Raw genomic sequence first — 16,495 nt, 5'->3', positions numbered from 1 at the left:
GATAAGGAAGTGCAGAGATGTTGGATCATACGGTACCGTCAAGGATCTATTTATCTGCTCCGCATATGAGCGGGAACGAACAAGTGTACATAGAAGAAGCTTTCCGCACCAATTGGGTAGCACCGTTAGGTCCTAACCTGGATGCGTTCGAGCAGGAATGCGCCGCACATGTGGGCGCAAGGGGAGCGGTCGCGCTAAGCTCCGGTACGGCCGCGCTGCATATCGCCCTGAGCTTACTTGAAATCGGCAGCGGTGACCGTGTGTTCTGCTCTGCTTTAACGTTCGTGGCCAGCGCCAATCCTATCGTTTACACCGGCGCGGAGCCGGTATTTATTGATTCCGAACCGCAAACCTGGAACATGTCTCCGGATGCTCTGCAGGACGCATTCTCTGCGGCCGAGGCCGAAGGCCGGCTCCCGAAAGCGGTTGTTGTCGTGCATTTGTACGGTCAATCGGCCCGAATGGATGAGATTATGGAAATCTGCAACCGTTATGAGGTTCCGGTTATAGAGGACGCCGCGGAATCCCTCGGTTCGAGTTATAAAGGGAGAGCGAGCGGGACCATGGGCGCGTTCGGGTTTTATTCATTTAACGGAAACAAAATCATAACGACCTCGGGAGGCGGTATGCTCGTCTCGGATAATTTGAGAGCCCTGGAGAAGGCCCGGTTTCTGGCACAGCAATCTCGCGATCCGGCACTTCACTACCAGCATAGCCAACTCGGCTACAATTACCGGATGAGCAACATTCTGGCGGGAATCGGCCGAGCTCAGCTGCAGGTCCTGGAAGAACGAGTGATAGCCCGAAGGCAAGTGTATGAGCGATACCGTCTGCTTCTGGAAGACATACAAGGTTTGCACTGGATGCCCGAACTGAAGCAGACCGCGACGAACCGCTGGTTAACGGCTTTAACTGTGGATCCCTCAAAAACCGGTTTGACCCCGACTTCCATCATTGCAGCATTAACGGAAGCGAACGTGGAATCAAGGCCGGTTTGGAAGCCCCTTCATCTCCAGCCGCTGTTTCGCGGTTGCCGTTTCCATGCGCACCGGCCGAATTACAGCGTATCTGAAGAACTGTTTCGGACAGGATTATGCCTGCCATCGGGATCGAATTTAACTCTTGATGACCAGATCAGAGTTACAGACCGCATCCGGTCTTTAGTTACCCAAGAGTTTAGTATTGAGCTGGCATAGAGTCCATTTTTACGTTTCGCTCATGCCGAGCGGCTTGATTAGCGTTTATTTTACAATGTCCAGGAGGAAAAGTATGAATATAGCGGTTATCGGTACAGGTTACGTTGGCTTGGTGACGGGCGTTTGTTTATCCGAGTTAGGTCACCGGGTCATTTGCATCGATCAGAATCCGGATAAGATCTCGATTCTCAGGGACGGTATTTCCCCCATTTATGAACCCGGACTGGAACCGCTAATGATTGACAATATGGATGCCGGGAGACTTGATTTCACGACTAGCATGGAAGAAGGACTCTCAAGCGCGGAGATCATCTATATTACCGTCGGAACCCCTCCGAGAGAGGACGGTTCAGCTGATTTATCCCACATCAGTCAGGTGGCGGATGAGATCGCCGCTCATTTGCAGAAGGAAGCGGTTATCGTAATTAAAAGCACAGTCCCGGTGGGTACCAATGAATATGTCAAAAACAGAATAGAGGGCATGCTCGCAAATCCTGTTCGCATTCGCATGGTATCCAATCCGGAGTTTCTCAGAGAAGGTTCAGCCGTGCAGGATACCTTTCATGGCGACCGTATTATCATCGGTACAGAGGATGAAGAAAGCGCGAGCATCATGGAGAAACTTTACAGCCACCTTCAAATTCCTGTTTATACGACTGACATTCGCTCCTCCGAAATGATTAAATATGCCTCGAATGCCTTTCTGGCGACAAAAATCAGTTTCATGAACGAAATATCGAATGTTTGCGAAAAACTCGGTGCGGACGTGGAAAGTGTCGCGATCGGCATGGGATTGGATAAGCGCATCGGAAATCAGTTTCTCAAGGCGGGGATCGGCTACGGCGGTTCCTGTTTTCCTAAAGATACGAAGGCGTTAATGCAAATCGCGGGCAACGTTCACTATGATTTTAAGTTGTTGAAATCGGTCATTGAAGTGAATGCGGATCAGCAAACCATCTTGATCGGCAAAGCGCTGGAACGGTTCGGAACCGTCAGGGGCAAGCGAATTGCTTTGCTGGGACTGGCATTTAAACCGAATACGGATGACATGCGGGAAGCTCCTTCCATTGCGATCGCCCGTCACCTGATTAATTTGGGGGCTGAAGTCATCGGATATGACCCTGTGGCTAACGGTCACGCGGAGCATGTCTTACCGGTTCAGGTAAGGTATGCCGAGACGTTGCAGGAAGCTTTGTGGCAAGCGGATGTCGGCTTTATTTTGACAGAATGGGCCGAGATCTGTGCTTTGGATTTGCATCAGGTCAGCTTGTGGATGAGGGAAGCCGTGTTGTTCGACGGGCGAAACTGTTTTTCGCTTGGACAAGCGGCAGCCGCGGGTGTGGAGTATCATTCCATTGGACGAAAGAGTGTGGCGAAGGAAAGGTTGTTCGTTTAGTACAAAATCATGATGCGGAAAGCAAAGGTGAGAATATTACGATGAAAACAAGGTTCACGGCACTTCTGGTCCTGACCATCCTGCTCGCAGCAGCTCCGGCGGCCCCCATTCGGACAACCGAGGCCGCAGCACCTGGAAATCAAGTGGCGCTGGCGGTGGATAAAGGATACACCTTGGACTTGAAACAATGGAATGTATCCAATAATGGAGAGCAAGCCAAGACCACTACAGAAGGAATCAACAAAGCCTTGGTATGGGCGGGTCAGAACGGCTGGAAGAAGGTTGTGCTGCCTGCCGGAATGTACCTCATTGATAGAGACAGCCGGATCAATATGGTAAGCGATATGGAATTCGAATTGGATCCCAAGGCCGTAATTCAGAAGGAAACGAACAGTATGGAACGCTATGAAACGCTTTACATCGGTCCTGGTGTCAGCAACGTCACTCTCCGGGGCGGAACTTACAGAGGGGATAAGGATACCCATGAGTACAAGGGAGGAGGGACACATGAATCCGGTTACGGGATCCTTGTGGAAGGGGCCACAAATGTCGTCATTGACGGTGTAAAAGCGGAGAATTTCACTGGGGACGGCATCTGTATCGGAGCCGCGGATCATTATGTAGTTTCCCTGTACCCGGAGGATTTCGAGAAAGGAAGTATTAATCATGAGGGAAAAGCTATTGATTCCCAGATTGAAATCCGATCGCGAATTTTGTCAAAAACCAAGTTGAAATCTTTGAATTTATTAAATCGCTCGGCTTTACAATTAGCGAGACCGAAGAATTTAAGTGTCACGGCCATGTTTAATCTGTACTTCTATACGAATACCGGTGTCCTGGCCGGCAAACTTACACAACAGCAATTTGCTTACAGCGATCTAATCATTCCGCCCCATGCGGCTTATTTCCGTGTTGTATTCCGTCAAGCCGGTCTGAAGGGCGTTCAAGTGGGTGTTTACGCTCAGGCGAAATCTAAGGATATTATTGTGCGCAACTCCGAAATATCATTCAATCGCAGGCAGGGAATTACAGTGGGCGGCGCGGATAAGGTACTCATTGAAAACAATAAGATTCATGACATAGCCGGCACGGCCCCCCAATCGGGCGTTGATTTAGAAGGCGGCTATTTCCCCAACAGCCGGATTCGTATTGTCCGTAATACGTTCTATAACAATAAAGCGTATGATGTCATTCTTTATGACGGCAGGCATGCTGTTGTGGACGGGAATACCTTTGGCTCCGCAGGAGCGTTTGGCTTGGTTTCCACGGACTCCTTTCGACAGGCTTTGATTACAAATAATATATTCAAGGGTTCAAACGTGCTGATGAGTCAGGAGGTCAGCTTCAAGAATAATGCGATGGAAGAGGGTTGGGCGAAGTTTACAGGTCCTCGAACCGTCGTACAGAACCTGGATATGAAGGACTCGACCCTTACCGTTGAAAGTAATGCGGCAAACGGCGTCACCTTATCCGACATTCGGATGGTCAATAACCGAAAGCAGGATTATGCTCTCGTAGTCAATGGCAAGGCAGTTCAGATCAAGGATGTGACCATTACCGGGCCTACAATATTGAGAAGTATTGCTGGAACAGGCGCGAAGGGAACTGTATTTGAACGATTAACCATATCGGATTATAACGGATATTATGGTCTGGATTTGCCGTTAGGCATGTACAATCGTTGTGTATTCGTGGCCGGAAATCCCGATGACCCCGATCACTTCGATGACTCCAATGACTCCGGGCATTCGGGACCCGTGGCTAACAAGCCAGGGAGATACGAATTTAACAAGTGCTCCTTTAAGTCGCACGGAAGCGGGTTGATTATTGCCAATCCGGAAACGGAAGCTGTCATCGACCAGTCCGAATTCCATATTGAGAGTGCGCTTAAGAAGGGACACGCCGCAATCTATGTTGAATCGGCTAATCAAGTTTGGATTACCCGTAACCGTATTCAAGCACTGAAGTTAAAAGATCCCGAAGTTGCGCTGATTAAGTTAAACAACTATGGAGCGCGAGGCTCAGTTTCGGATGTGTCTTCTGCGATCATTCGGGGGAATCAAATCAAGACCAACATCAGAGCTAAGGGGATTTCCACGGTGGACGCCGGGATCGGGGCATCATCATATGAAATCTCGGACAATGTTCTGGTAAAGGCTGTTCTGGAGTTAAGAGCTGTGGAACGTTGAGGATTCAGGATTGAATCAAAATAAGCTTATATTAGAGGGGACGAATATAAAGATGATGAAAAAAATGATCGTACTTATGATGGCCTTGTTATTACTTCTGCCTGTATCTGTAGGCCAAGCAACTTCAGGAGCTGCCGTGCCGCCTGGAGGTACGGCTCCGACAGGAGGCAGCTGCTCCTGTGTAAGCATTGTGGGCGATGATGATAATTTCGGAAGGCAAACCTGCTGTTGGGATGTCACGCATGAACCCGATGACGGTGTATTCGATGCATGGAATCCGGCTCCAAAAATGTGGACGCATACGGTGTCTATCCCGACAGGCAGCACGATTACAGACGCGGTTCTGACCATAAAGTCATTTAATGTGCAGGATGCGAACAACGCCTTTGATGTGAAGCTGTATGTGGACGGCGCCGAGATTGCGAACGCCTTCGACAGTGTTTACAATCAGACCGATACAGTTACGGTCTTTCAACTGGAGCCATCCATCTTCAACCTGCTGGTGGACGGCAATATTCAGGTGTTGGTAACTAACGCCGAAGGAGCTCCGCAGGACAGCTTTGCCATTGATTTCTCCAAGCTGGAGATCAACTATCTGTGCGCCAAACCTGCGAAAATTGATATTAAACCCTGGTTCTCCCCTAACTGCATCCTTAATCATCCGAACTGGTTGATTCCTGTCGCCTTGCTTGGATCACAGACCTTCTCGGTCCGCAATGTGAATGACAGCACCGTTCGTTTCGGAGACAAGCCCAATGCCGGGTCAGCGAAGCTCTGGTCTTATACAACAGATATTAATTATGACGGATTTGCAGATAAGATTTATGTGTTTCCGTTTCAAGGAACAGGTTTTGATGCGGGCGATATCACAGGATATTTAAGCGGAACGCATAGCGGAGTAAAGTTTCTGGGAACCGACAGTGTGAAAATTGTAAATATCAGCAACGGCCGTTAAGCCGTACCGGGCAGTCCGACAGGGCTGCCCGGTCTTTTTTTGGCTTTACGGATAGGTATAGCGGTCGTTTTTAATGGGTCCTAAGAACCGATTTAATAAATAATGGAACTATTATGTTAATTTTGGATGTATATTGGGTAATGATATGCAATTCATCTGTCTTCCTAACCAAATCCAGGACAGGGATCACATTAGCTTAAGGGGGAGGCGGCTCGTTGATTACTTTTCGTAACGTACATAAGTATTTTGGTCAGTTTCATGTGTTAAAGGACATTCATTTGCAGATTGAATCCGGAGAAGTAGTCGTGGTCATCGGACCCTCAGGTTCAGGCAAGAGCACTTTGTTGCGTTGTATGAATCGTCTGGAATCCATTAGCGAGGGCGAACTCACGGTAAACGATGTGGAGCTTCATGCCAAGGGTACGGATATCAATCAGGTGCGGCAGGAAATCGGGATGGTATTTCAACATTTCAACCTCTACCCGCATATGAAGGTAATCGATAATATCACACTTGCTCCCATGAAGGTTCGGGGGGTCTCCGCCAAGGAAGCGAAAGAAACGGCTATGCTCTATTTAGAAAAGGTGGGCATTCCCGAGAAAGCGGATTCGTTTCCTTCTCAATTGTCCGGTGGTCAACAACAACGGGTAGCCATTGCGCGAGGACTTGCGATGAAGCCGAAGATTATGTTGTTCGACGAGCCGACCTCCGCATTGGACCCTGAAGTCATCGGAGAAGTGCTGGACGTCATGAAGACACTTACGCGAGAAGGCATGACCATGGTTGTCGTGACGCATGAGATGGGCTTCGCCAAAGAAGTGGCTAACCGTGTCATTTTTATGGACGAGGGCCGGATTGTGGAGCAAGCCAAGCCGGATGCGTTCTTTGCCCGGCCGGAAGAGGAACGGGCGCGGCTGTTTCTGAGCCGGTTGCTTCATCATTAACTTACCTGGTGTATCACATTCTTACATATAAAGGGAGAGATGTTCATGCGTAACGGAGCTCGTAACAGAGGATGGATTGTCAGTTTGTTAATGGTTATGGTACTTGTATTATTGGCGGCATGCGGCAACGGTAACAATAACGGCGCGAACGGCGGTAACGGAAACGCACCCGAAGGAAACGGCACAAACGGAGGAAACGGTGCTGCGGAAAGCGGCCTTGTTGCGGACATTAAAGAACGCGGCAAGCTGGTAGCGGGTGTGAAATTCGATACGAAACTGTTCGGTTTGAAAGATCCGGGAACAGGCAACGTGGAAGGGTTTGACATCGATATTGCCAAGGCGTTGGCTAAGAAATTATTCGGCGACGAGAGCAAGCTGGAGTTGAAGGAAGTGACTTCCCAAACCCGGATTCCGATGTTAAACAACGGAGAGATTGATCTGATCGTTGCGACTATGACTATTACCGAGAAGCGTAAAGAAGAAGTGGATTTCTCCGAAGTGTACTTTAAAGCCGGTCAATCCCTGCTTGTGAAGAAGGGCAGCGCGATTAAAGGACTTGACGATGTTACGAAAGACACGAAGGTGCTTGGCGTAAAGGGCGCGACTTCCATTAAGAACATTGAAGAGAAGGTAGCCGGACTGAAAGTTCAACAGTATCAGAATTACCAAGAGGCCTTTACGGCGCTAAAAGCCGGTCAAGGTGAAGTGTTGACTACGGACAACGCCATTCTGTTCGGTATGACGCAGCAAGATCCAAACTATGAGTTGGCCGGCGACATCTTTACTGACGAGCCTTACGGTATGGCGATGAAGAAAGGCGAAACCGAATGGGTTACTTACGTTAATGAATTTCTGGCTGAGCTAAAGTCCAGCGGTGAATATGACAAGATTTATGAGAAGTGGATCGGCGAGAAGCCAGCCGCGGAGTAACTGACACGCATCAAGGGAAAGGAGACGCTGCATGATTGATTTAAGTGTGTTGACAGACAATTGGAGCTCCTATCTTGAAGGCTTTCGGAATACGATTATAGCAAGTTTGCTGGCACTGATCGGCAGCTTTATCCTCGGTGTGATTGTTGCCGTATTCCGCATCGCTCCTTCCAAGGTGTTAAACACGTTGGGCGCGGTGTATGTCGAGTTTTTCCGGAACATTCCTCTGTTGCTGGTCGTTTATTTGTTCTTCCTGGGACTGCCGGCGCTGGGATTAACCTTGAACGGATTTATTTCAGGCACATTGGGACTCATGATTTATACGTCATCTTACATTGCGGAAGCGATCCGCGCCGGTATCCGGTCCGTCCCTTCCGGACAGACCGAAGCCGCGCGCTCTTCCGGCTTAACCTACAATCAGACGATGCGGTATGTGGTGCTGCCGCAGGCTATTAAGATCGTTATTCCGCCTATCAGCAATCAGTTTCTAAATCTTGTGAAGAACTCATCGATCTTGGGTGTTGTTGCCGGACTAGACCTGATGTATTTCGGTGACATTGTTAACGCGGACACCTATGATGCGGTGAGCAGCTATGTATTCGTTGCTTTATTCTACTTACTTCTGACCTTCCCGCTCAGCTTCGCTTCGCGAAGTCTTGAGCGCAGGCTGGCACATAGCGGATAGGAGGGGGAGCCATGGATTTTCAAAGCGCATATACCCCGGATCATTTAAGCTTCTTGTTTCAAGGGTTTGGCCTGACGTTATGGCTGGCTTTCCTGGCCATCATCTTCAGCTTCCTGTTAGGATGCGTGCTCGGTATTGTCCGGTATGCCAAAGTGCCTGTCGTTTCGCCGATCCTCACCATCTTCGTAGAAACGGTTCGCAACCTGCCCTTGCTGTTGCTTATCCTGTTCGCCCGTTTCGGCTTGCCGGAGCTCGGAATCAGTTTCACCCCGTTCTGGGCAGCCATCGTGGCTTTAACGGTCTTCGAGGCTGCGCTGATTTCCGAGATTGTGCGAAGCGGCCTGAACTCGGTAGATAAGGGCTTGCTGGAAGCCGGCCGTTCATCCGGTTTGACGTATGTGCAGACGTTGAAGCATATCGTTCTGCCGATTGGACTGAGACGGATGGTGCCACCGATGGTGTCGCAATTCATCTCACTGCTCAAGGACACGTCGCTGGTCGTGATTATCTCGATTGCGGAGCTTATGCACAATGCGAATATCGTTATGGGGCAAGATCCGGATATCGTGTTCCCGATTCTGATCTTGGTTGCCGCGCTTTATTTTGCCATAAACTACACGCTATCTGTCTTGGCCAGACGTCTTGAAGTTCGAGTGTAACAACAGCATATCAGTAAGGAGCGAGATCACCCTTGCATAGGCGGGGTGGTCTTTTTTTGCGTAGACGCGGTAAGCTCATCCTCGAAAGGATAAGAACCGGATCGAAGTTTAGAATCTGCCATACAGGGTAATATGCTAACTTAGGAGGTGCTGCACATGGGAGAAATTCTGCTATCGATCTTCGTCATCCAGGTGATATACGTCTCCGCCTTTACCTTGAGAATGATTCTGACTTTAAAGGGTCAAAAGTATATTGCCGCGGCCATCAGTACAGTCGAAATTACAATTTATGTGCTGGGTCTGAATCTGGTGCTTCAATATCTGGATCAGTTCTTAAGCTTGGTTGTCTATGCGCTGGGTTACGCTTTGGGCATCTTGGTCGGGGCTTGGCTTGAGGAAAAAATCGCTCTCGGTTACATCACGCTGAAAGTCATCAGTGATCACACGAACCGGGATATGGCGCATCGTCTGCGGGAACAGGGCTACGGGGTTACTTCCTGGATCGGGCATGGACGGGACGGCGACCGGCTTGTTATGGAGATTTTGTCCAAACGCAAAAATCAGCAAAAGCTATATAAAGCCATCCTGGGCATTGACCCGAAGGCATTCGTCATCGTGATTGAACCGAAGCAGTTTCATGGCGGATTTTGGACAAGCGCGCTGAAGAAAGCGGATCAATAATAACGAAAAACCGGACCCTGCAATGGAATCCATGCGGGTCCGGTTTTTTGTTGTGTACGATGACGGCTATTCCAGGTTGGCGTGCTTCGTGTACATGGCGGCGCCGCTCGCTTCCAGCTGCCGCATGAGGTTAAGCACGACCGCGTCCAGCACGATGAGCAGGCTCTGCTCGAACAGCGTGCCCATCGGCTGCGCTGTAACGGCTCCGGCGGCTTCGGCGGTGTCACCCGCCGCGCCGTCCTTCGGCTGTGCCGGCACCGTCACCACCGCCGCCGACTGGCGTCCGATGGCCGAGTCCGGCCGGATCGTCACGGCTGCCACATCGGCGCCGTGCTTCGCGGCCTGCTCCGCCATGCCGGCCAGGCTGCGGGTTTCACCCGAGCCGGAGCCGATCAGGAGCAGGTCGCCGGGGCCGATGCCCGGCGTTACCGTTTCGCCGACGACGTAGGCGCGGAAGCCCATGTGCATGAGGCGCATCGCGAACGCGCGCATCATGAGCCCGGATCGCCCGGCCCCGGCGACCATGATCTGGCCGGCGCCGCGGATGCGGTCCGCGAGGGCGTCGATGGCCGCCGGGTCAACGAGGCTCAGCGTACGCTGCAGCTCCAGCAGGATCGCGGACGTATAGGAGCCGCTGGCTGCCGGGCCCGCAGTGGCCTCAGCGGCCGCGCGCTCGGTAGCCGACGAGTCTATGTTAGGCACCTGCTTTAACCAGTTGCTGCATCTCCGCGGCTACCTTCTTCTTGTCCGCTTGTCCGGTAATGCCGCCGCCCACAATGACGAGGTCCGGATTCGCTTTAATCACTTCCGGAAGCGTCTCCAGCTTGATGCCTCCCGCGATGGCGGTTTTGGCGTTCTTCACGACCCGCTTGATGGCGCTAAGCTCTTCAAAGGAGTTGCGTCCCGCCGCCTGATGATCGTAGCCGGAATGTACGCAGATGTAATCCACGCCCAGAGCATCGATTTCGATGGCGCGTTGCTCCAGGTTCTGAACGTTAATCATGTCGACCATGATTTTTTTGTTGCTTTTGCGCGCTTCAGCGACTGCGCCCGAGATCGTGGAATTATCGGACACACCCAATACGGTAATGATGTCCGCTCCGGCTTCCGAAGCTTTCATCACTTCATAGCCGCCGGCATCCATAATTTTTAAGTCAGCGAGGACCTTCAGATTCGGGAATGCGTCTTTAATCGCTTTAACGGCATGCAGTCCTTCATTGATCACGACAGGCGTCCCGATTTCTACGATATCTATGTAAGCTTCTACCTCTTTAACCAATTCCTTAGCTTCCGTAATGTTAACCAAATCCAATGCCAATTGCAGTTCCATAATGAGATCCGCTCCTTTTTATTCTAGAAAGTTGTTATTATCTTTAACAACACTTATTCTAAAGAGGAACGATCCATTCAGGAAGTACGCACTTTGAAGTGGTGTAGTTACCTGGAAGATACTATTGTGCGGGGAAAGGGATGAAAGCGAATGGCAAGTGAATTGAAAGAGCGGATTAACCTGAAAGAAATCAATTGCGAGAAGGAATTAACTTTGGCTGTCATCGGGGGGAAATGGAAATTAATTATACTATGGCACTTGGGATTAGAGGGGACGAAGCGGTTCAGCGAACTCAAGCGGTTAATTCCGTCCATTACCCAAAAGATGTTGACCAACCAGCTTCGGGAACTGGAGGAGGACCGGCTGGTGGAGCGTAAAGTGTATGCCGAAGTTCCTCCGCGGGTGGAATATACGCTGACGCCGCATGGAGAGAGCTTGATGCCTATTTTGCGCATGATGTATGACTGGGGTCAGGATTACGGTAACACGTTTGTGTGGAAGGATTAAATATCACGATCCTGTTTCCGCGTCTTGGTCCATTCCCCGGGCTGTGTACCGGTCCGTTTCTTGAACGCTTTGGAGAAATGGTGAACGTCGGCAAATCCGCAATATTCGGCAATCTGCTCTTGTGTAAGCAAGGTGCGTTGCAGCAGCTCTTGGGCATGTTGAATGCGCATGCGGAGCAAGTATTGATGGGGCGGCGTATGAAACCGTTCCTTAAACAACGTGTTGAAGCGTGAAACCGACAGATGCGCGCGGCGGGCCAGGTCTGCGACAGAAATCGACTCCCTGAGATGAAAGGACATGTAAGACGGAACCCAGTTCAAGGTGTGCGTTGCTGTACCAAGAGAGTCGCCGGGCTGGCTGTACAACTCCAGAATTTCTGTCACGAGCTCGGTGGCCAAAGTCTGTACTTTGAGCTGCATCAACGGATTGTGTTCATGAAAGAGATCGATAATCCGGAGCAGCTTCTCCTTGAAGGAACGAGGCTCCCGAACACGGAAACGCACAGGTACATGGACACCAAACACCTCCGCCAAACGCGGTTGTAACAAATCCCCATAGTCGGATAGATGAATTTGGCCGGGACGGGTAGGAAAACTCTGCGCACGGTCAGGATGATAGAAGATGTCCATATGCACGAAAGGGGTTACGGTATCCGTCAAACCTTCCAAACGAACGAGGCTGTTGGGCTGCACCAGGCAGAATTCCCCCGCATGTAACAGATAATCTTCCTCATCCACCCGAAAACAACAGGAGCCCTCCTGCACATATACCAGCAAATAATCCAGCAAGCGGCGTTCAGGGTAAAACCAAGGCTTTCTTGACGCGTAATCGCCTTCCCGGATATAGGGAACCACGGGTCGGATCTCGTTGCAAGGGACGGTCTTCATGGGCAGTTCCTTCCTTAACTAACATTGTTGTTTTTGACAAAAATATTATACATAATGACAATGAATTCGGCTTATTCTTCCTGTAGAATAACAGAAAAGTACAAGGAGGAGAAGTCATGAATTCAACCTTATATGATATTTCCAATGTGCAAAAAGAACAATATACCCGCAATGGGCATATCCTTGTTCGGCAACTCGCCGCACCTGAGGAGATCGCAGCTTATGAACCTGTAATTACCGAAAAGGTGATGGAGCTGAACTACAATGATAAGCCCCTGAGCGAAAGGGATACGTACGGGAAGGCATTCATTCAGGTAGGCAACCTGTGGCAGCACAGTGAGATCATTGCGCGCTTCGTTCTGGCGGAGAGGTTCGCCAAAGTGGCGGCGGAGCTGATGGGCGTGGACAGCGTGCGCATTTATCATGACCAGGCCCTGTTCAAGGAGCCGGGAGGCGGGCATACGCCTTGGCATCAGGATCAAATCTACTGGCCGCTGGATACGGACAAGACGATTACGATGTGGATGCCGCTGGTGGACGTGCCGGAGGAAGTGGGCTCCATGACGTTCGCATCCGGCTCGCAAGAGGCGGGTTATATTAACAAAATGGTCATATCCGACGAGTCCCACCGAACCCTCGCGCAGTACATTGAAGGCAAGGGGTTTGAGCAAGTATCGCATGGCGCCATGGCCGCAGGCGACGCCACATTCCATGCGGGCTGGACTTTACATTCCGCGCCGGGCAATCCTACGGAGCATATTCGCAAAGTCATGACCGTTATTTACATGGCGGACGGTGTTCGAATCGCCGAGCCTGACAGTAATGCGCGCAAGAACGATCTGGCGAGCTGGTTTCCTGATCTTCAGCCCGGCGATGTCGCAGCATCCCGGTTGAATCCTGTAGTATGGTCGAGATAGGAGATAATCGCCTCTATATATACTTCCGAGTAGTTGGATTTTCCAACTACTTTTTCCCATGTGCCTTGCGCATGTTGACGGTAATAATGTTCAGAATTAATGATCGCCGCAGGTCCGAAGTGAGTGCCCTGAAACTCAAACACATCAAAGCCTCCCTCATGCTTACAAATATCCATAGAGAGGAACGGAGAATCCAGCTTCGTATATAGACTCTTGGCATAATCCAGCATCCCTTCGGGCGGGTGGTCGAAAGTGAAAAGCCCGCTTCCGCTTGCCCGAAAATCATGCTTGCGCACACCGCGTTTCAGCACATAATATTTATCCCCGCACACCAGCACCCGCCAATCCTCCTGCAATCCCGGAACAAACTGCTGTACGACGTACCTTCCGATATAGTCCGTTTCCCGCTCGTAATTCACATATTTTTTCTTCAAAATAAACTGATCGAGCCATTTACTCAAAAAGTAACGTATCGGCTGTGCGGGTTGTGTGAACTTGTGTACGTGTCTTACAGCTTCCTCTCTCGTGTCAGCTTTAACGACGTTTTTGCTCATGCTGCCGTCCATTTTTTTGATCACCACAGGGTAATTGATTTGATCTGCGATGTTGAGGAAATCACGCGCTGTGGCCAAGTAATGACAATGCAGCGACGAAAACCCATGAGCGGCTTTCAATAGTTCCTGATACCCTTTATTCTCGTGGGCGCGAAAGATTTCATACCGGGGCACAACCTGATTGTGTTTGGAGAGTTCGTATAGAATATCATCAATATAAGCTTTGTAATCCGGTTGTTGGGAGGAGGAGTATAGAATGAGCGTATCCTTAATTTCAAAGGTGGAGTTTGCTAAATCCTGATAGCCTGTGATCTGGGCTTCAACGCCGTAATCCCGCAGTTTTCGGACCATAACCTCCAGATTGACACCGTTCTCCGGATAAAAGTTTTCACGCACATAACCTGCATAATCTGTAATAATGATGGCTTTTTTCCGCGTTGTCATCGTACACCTCTGGTTTTCTTCCCATAATACCCCAAACACATTCGAATCGGGAATTTTTTTGGCTGAATGCAAATGAAATCGCTTAGAATAGCCGAAATACATAAATGAAGTCATCCAACCCATCCAATTCTACATTTCCTGCGTATAACCGTAAATAAGCTGTTCGCAGAGGATTTACCCGAAGGAGTGCAGGTTCGCTTATGTCCGTTTACCGTTCGTTTATGAAACAACTCATCCGGGATTATCTGTTTGGTTCGTCTGCCGCCGTATTGGGAGTAGGGAGTATTCTCATTTTCTCGACGCTCCAAATATCCGTTAGAGAGACATACTATTTGTTCCTTTTGCTGTTTGTTTCATTGCTAATCATGTTTAGTTGTGAATTCATGTTGTTTACACGCCATATCCGGCCTATACGCCAAGCTTATCTTACTGCGCAGCCAACAGCGGAGGAACTGAGAAGGGCTTATGTGCAGGCGCATCGCTTTCCGGTTCTGGCGGTACGCCGTATTTACGGACCCCATTTCCTGGGTTTGTCCATTCCGGCGGCATCCATGTTGGCAGCTGCGATCCACTTTGAGCTGGTGATGCTTCCGTATACTTATATTTTGCTTGCGACGTTGGGGGCTGTACTGGTTGCCAGTATGCATGCGCTGATTGAATTTTTTCTCAATAATCAGGCGATTCGGCCGGTGTTGAAGGAGTTGCGTCAACGTGCCATCCTGTTATACGGAGTGGATGTCGCCCTGGATGGACAAGTGTTAGTGTCTATACGAAGCAAGTTCCAGTTAAGCGCATTGTTGATCGGCACGTTCCCGGTATTTCTGTTTTCGCTGGCTTCCCAGGTTCGGTTAAGCGATCTGCCCTCCGAGTATACGGCGGATTACTGGAAGTGGGCTGCGCTTATACTGGCCATCGGAGTAGGGTTTTCCGCTTTGGGCGCTTGGCTGTTGTCCAGGGATGTTCAAGGACCAATGGAGAGTATACGCAATGCGATGGACGATGTCCGGAACGGGAACTTCGAGACACAGGCGGGTAACATCTACACGGATGAGTTCTCCCAGTTGGTAGCCGGGTTTAACCATATGGTGAACGGGCTCAAGTTCCGGGAGGGTATGAACAACCAACTGCTCCAAAGTTACTTTACAACCCTTGCGGCGGCGTTGGATGCGAGAGACCCTTACACGGCTGGCCATTCCGAGAGAGTGGCGCGTTACTCCGGCATGATTGGAACTTTGGCTGGGCTTTCGGAGCCGGAGATGGATATTTTGCGGAAAGCGGCATTGTTGCATGATATAGGGAAGATTGGCGTAAGAGACGCCGTGCTGTTGAAAGAAGGTCGACTGACAGACGACGAGTTTGAATTGATTAAGCTTCATCCGGTGTTAGGCGAAAATATTCTTAAGCAAATTGAGCCCGCGGAAGCCATGGCTGTCATTCTGCCGGGAGTGCGTTCCCATCATGAGCAATATAACGGAAGAGGATACCCGGACGGCTTGGCCGGTTGTGACATCCCTCAATTGGGACGGATTATCGCGATTGCCGACGCGTTTGACGCCATGACGTCGGACAGGCCTTACCGCAGGGGAATGCCGGTGGAGAAAGCGATTTCCATTCTGGAAGAAGGGATGGGCGTTCAGTGGGATCCGGTGTTTACGCCTTTGTTTGTGGAAGCGATGCGGAAGGAGCATGCGGTTGTTGCACCGATGTTTCCAGTGGCGGCGGGATGAGGGGTTATCCCATTGACTCAGTGACGCGTTCATCGGTATCGAGTAAGTATGCGAGCGCTCAAGTGCTGGGTTATCCCATTGACTCAGTGGCGCGCGCGTTCATCGCTATCGAGTAAGTATGTGAGCGCTCAAGTGCCGGGTTATCCCATTAACTCAGTGGAGCGTTCATCGGTATCGAGTAAGTATGTGAGCGTTCAGGTGCCGGGTTATCCCATTGACTCAGTGGCGTGTTCATTGGAATCGAGATAGTATGTGAGCGTTCAGGTGCCGGGTTATCCCATTGACTCAGTGGCGCGTTCATCGGTATCGAGTAAGTATGTGAACGCTCAAGTGCCGGGTTATCCCATTGACTCAGTGGCGCGTTCATCGGTATCGAGTAAGTATGTGAACGCTCAAGTGCCGGGTTATCCCATTGACTCAGTGGCGCGTTCATCGGTATCCAGTAAGTATGCGAGCGCTCAAGTGCCGGGTTATCCCATTGACTCAGTGGCGCG

Annotated in this window: 16 protein-coding genes; 12 read left to right on the top strand and 4 right to left on the bottom strand. The window is 50.3% G+C overall.

Annotation, left to right across the window (positions count from 1 at the left end; genetic code table 11):
- Positions 1–17: 17 nt before the first annotated feature.
- From SY83_RS08130 to SY83_RS08090, 9 genes are all read left to right on the top strand, one after another.
- The gene (locus SY83_RS08130) at positions 18–1,196 is read left to right on the top strand and encodes a DegT/DnrJ/EryC1/StrS family aminotransferase (protein ID WP_068605784.1); all 1,179 of its coding nucleotides are present in this window, start codon (positions 18–20) and stop codon (positions 1,194–1,196) included.
- A gap of 73 nt (positions 1,197–1,269) precedes the next feature.
- Entirely contained in the window at positions 1,270–2,592 is a 1,323-nt protein-coding gene (locus tag SY83_RS08125; protein ID WP_068605783.1) for a UDP-glucose dehydrogenase family protein, read from the top strand.
- A gap of 41 nt (positions 2,593–2,633) precedes the next feature.
- Positions 2,634–4,781: a right-handed parallel beta-helix repeat-containing protein gene (locus SY83_RS08120; RefSeq protein WP_068605782.1), complete on the top strand. Its 2,148-nt coding sequence runs from the start codon at positions 2,634–2,636 to the stop codon at positions 4,779–4,781.
- A 52-nt stretch (positions 4,782–4,833) separates the two neighbouring features.
- Positions 4,834–5,736, top strand: a complete 903-nt coding sequence (locus SY83_RS08115) for a hypothetical protein (RefSeq protein WP_068605781.1) — start codon at positions 4,834–4,836, stop codon at positions 5,734–5,736.
- 215 nt (positions 5,737–5,951) lie between these two features.
- Positions 5,952–6,680 carry an amino acid ABC transporter ATP-binding protein gene (locus tag SY83_RS08110; protein ID WP_068605780.1) on the top strand — a complete coding sequence of 243 codons (729 nt, stop codon included), beginning with the start codon at positions 5,952–5,954 and terminating at the stop codon, positions 6,678–6,680.
- Positions 6,681–6,725: 45 nt separating this feature from the next.
- The gene (locus tag SY83_RS08105; RefSeq protein ID WP_068605779.1) at positions 6,726–7,610 is read left to right on the top strand and encodes a transporter substrate-binding domain-containing protein; all 885 of its coding nucleotides are present in this window, start codon (positions 6,726–6,728) and stop codon (positions 7,608–7,610) included.
- 31 nt (positions 7,611–7,641) lie between these two features.
- Complete coding sequence (locus tag SY83_RS08100; protein WP_068605778.1) at positions 7,642–8,295, top strand: amino acid ABC transporter permease; 654 nt, start codon at positions 7,642–7,644, stop codon at positions 8,293–8,295.
- Positions 8,296–8,306: 11 nt separating this feature from the next.
- On the top strand, positions 8,307–8,954 hold the full coding sequence (locus SY83_RS08095; protein ID WP_068605777.1) for an amino acid ABC transporter permease: 648 nt from the start codon (positions 8,307–8,309) through the stop codon (positions 8,952–8,954).
- Positions 8,955–9,110: 156 nt separating this feature from the next.
- Positions 9,111–9,635: a DUF2179 domain-containing protein gene (locus tag SY83_RS08090; RefSeq protein ID WP_068605776.1), complete on the top strand. Its 525-nt coding sequence runs from the start codon at positions 9,111–9,113 to the stop codon at positions 9,633–9,635.
- 66 nt (positions 9,636–9,701) lie between these two features.
- On the opposite strand, the gene hxlB is transcribed toward SY83_RS08090, so the two are convergent.
- Positions 9,702–10,250 carry a 6-phospho-3-hexuloisomerase gene (gene hxlB, locus SY83_RS08085; RefSeq protein ID WP_068610988.1) on the bottom strand — a complete coding sequence of 183 codons (549 nt, stop codon included), beginning with the start codon at positions 10,248–10,250 and terminating at the stop codon, positions 9,702–9,704.
- A 79-nt stretch (positions 10,251–10,329) separates the two neighbouring features.
- Complete coding sequence (hxlA, locus tag SY83_RS08080; RefSeq protein ID WP_068605775.1) at positions 10,330–10,965, bottom strand: 3-hexulose-6-phosphate synthase; 636 nt, start codon at positions 10,963–10,965, stop codon at positions 10,330–10,332.
- A gap of 150 nt (positions 10,966–11,115) precedes the next feature.
- Between hxlA and SY83_RS08075 the strand changes: the two genes are divergently transcribed.
- Positions 11,116–11,472 carry a winged helix-turn-helix transcriptional regulator gene (locus tag SY83_RS08075; protein WP_068605774.1) on the top strand — a complete coding sequence of 119 codons (357 nt, stop codon included), beginning with the start codon at positions 11,116–11,118 and terminating at the stop codon, positions 11,470–11,472.
- On the opposite strand, the gene SY83_RS08070 is transcribed toward SY83_RS08075, so the two are convergent.
- Positions 11,469–12,359, bottom strand: coding sequence for an AraC family transcriptional regulator (locus SY83_RS08070; protein ID WP_231891398.1), 891 nt, complete (start codon positions 12,357–12,359; stop codon positions 11,469–11,471). The genes SY83_RS08075 and SY83_RS08070 overlap by 4 nt on opposite strands.
- Before the next feature lie 116 nt (positions 12,360–12,475).
- Between SY83_RS08070 and SY83_RS08065 the strand changes: the two genes are divergently transcribed.
- Positions 12,476–13,276: a phytanoyl-CoA dioxygenase family protein gene (locus tag SY83_RS08065; protein ID WP_068605773.1), complete on the top strand. Its 801-nt coding sequence runs from the start codon at positions 12,476–12,478 to the stop codon at positions 13,274–13,276.
- Here SY83_RS08065 and SY83_RS08060 read toward each other — a convergent pair.
- Complete coding sequence (locus tag SY83_RS08060; RefSeq protein WP_157279820.1) at positions 13,222–14,274, bottom strand: ATP-grasp domain-containing protein; 1,053 nt, start codon at positions 14,272–14,274, stop codon at positions 13,222–13,224. The genes SY83_RS08065 and SY83_RS08060 overlap by 55 nt on opposite strands.
- Positions 14,275–14,474: 200 nt before the next feature.
- Between SY83_RS08060 and SY83_RS08055 the strand changes: the two genes are divergently transcribed.
- Positions 14,475–16,001, top strand: a complete 1,527-nt coding sequence (locus SY83_RS08055) for an HD domain-containing phosphohydrolase (protein ID WP_068605771.1) — start codon at positions 14,475–14,477, stop codon at positions 15,999–16,001.
- Positions 16,002–16,495 lie beyond the last annotated feature (494 nt).

Origin of the sequence: Paenibacillus swuensis (assembly GCF_001644605.1) — a bacterium.
GTDB lineage: Bacteria > Bacillota > Bacilli > Paenibacillales > DY6 > Paenibacillus_N > Paenibacillus_N swuensis.
The sequence above is the reverse complement of the archived record's forward strand: the minus strand, read 5'-3'. Positions and strand labels throughout refer to the sequence as shown.

Bases quoted from the DNA above. Each gene is read 5' to 3' on its own strand.
- SY83_RS08070 (WP_231891398.1), bottom strand. From the start codon at position 12,359: ATGAAGACCGTCCCTTGCAACGAGATCCGACCCGTGGTTCCCTATATC.
- SY83_RS08075 (WP_068605774.1), top strand. From the start codon at position 11,116: ATGGCAAGTGAATTGAAAGAGCGGATTAACCTGAAAGAAATCAATTGC.
- SY83_RS08090 (WP_068605776.1), top strand. From the start codon at position 9,111: ATGGGAGAAATTCTGCTATCGATCTTCGTCATCCAGGTGATATACGTC.
- SY83_RS08060 (WP_157279820.1), bottom strand. From the start codon at position 14,274: ATGACAACGCGGAAAAAAGCCATCATTATTACAGATTATGCAGGTTAT.
- SY83_RS08055 (WP_068605771.1), top strand. From the start codon at position 14,475: ATGTCCGTTTACCGTTCGTTTATGAAACAACTCATCCGGGATTATCTG.
- SY83_RS08115 (WP_068605781.1), top strand. From the start codon at position 4,834: ATGATGAAAAAAATGATCGTACTTATGATGGCCTTGTTATTACTTCTG.
- SY83_RS08120 (WP_068605782.1), top strand. From the start codon at position 2,634: ATGAAAACAAGGTTCACGGCACTTCTGGTCCTGACCATCCTGCTCGCA.
- SY83_RS08125 (WP_068605783.1), top strand. From the start codon at position 1,270: ATGAATATAGCGGTTATCGGTACAGGTTACGTTGGCTTGGTGACGGGC.
- SY83_RS08100 (WP_068605778.1), top strand. From the start codon at position 7,642: ATGATTGATTTAAGTGTGTTGACAGACAATTGGAGCTCCTATCTTGAA.
- hxlA (WP_068605775.1), bottom strand. From the start codon at position 10,965: ATGGAACTGCAATTGGCATTGGATTTGGTTAACATTACGGAAGCTAAG.
- SY83_RS08105 (WP_068605779.1), top strand. From the start codon at position 6,726: ATGCGTAACGGAGCTCGTAACAGAGGATGGATTGTCAGTTTGTTAATG.
- SY83_RS08130 (WP_068605784.1), top strand. From the start codon at position 18: ATGTTGGATCATACGGTACCGTCAAGGATCTATTTATCTGCTCCGCAT.
- SY83_RS08065 (WP_068605773.1), top strand. From the start codon at position 12,476: ATGAATTCAACCTTATATGATATTTCCAATGTGCAAAAAGAACAATAT.
- SY83_RS08095 (WP_068605777.1), top strand. From the start codon at position 8,307: ATGGATTTTCAAAGCGCATATACCCCGGATCATTTAAGCTTCTTGTTT.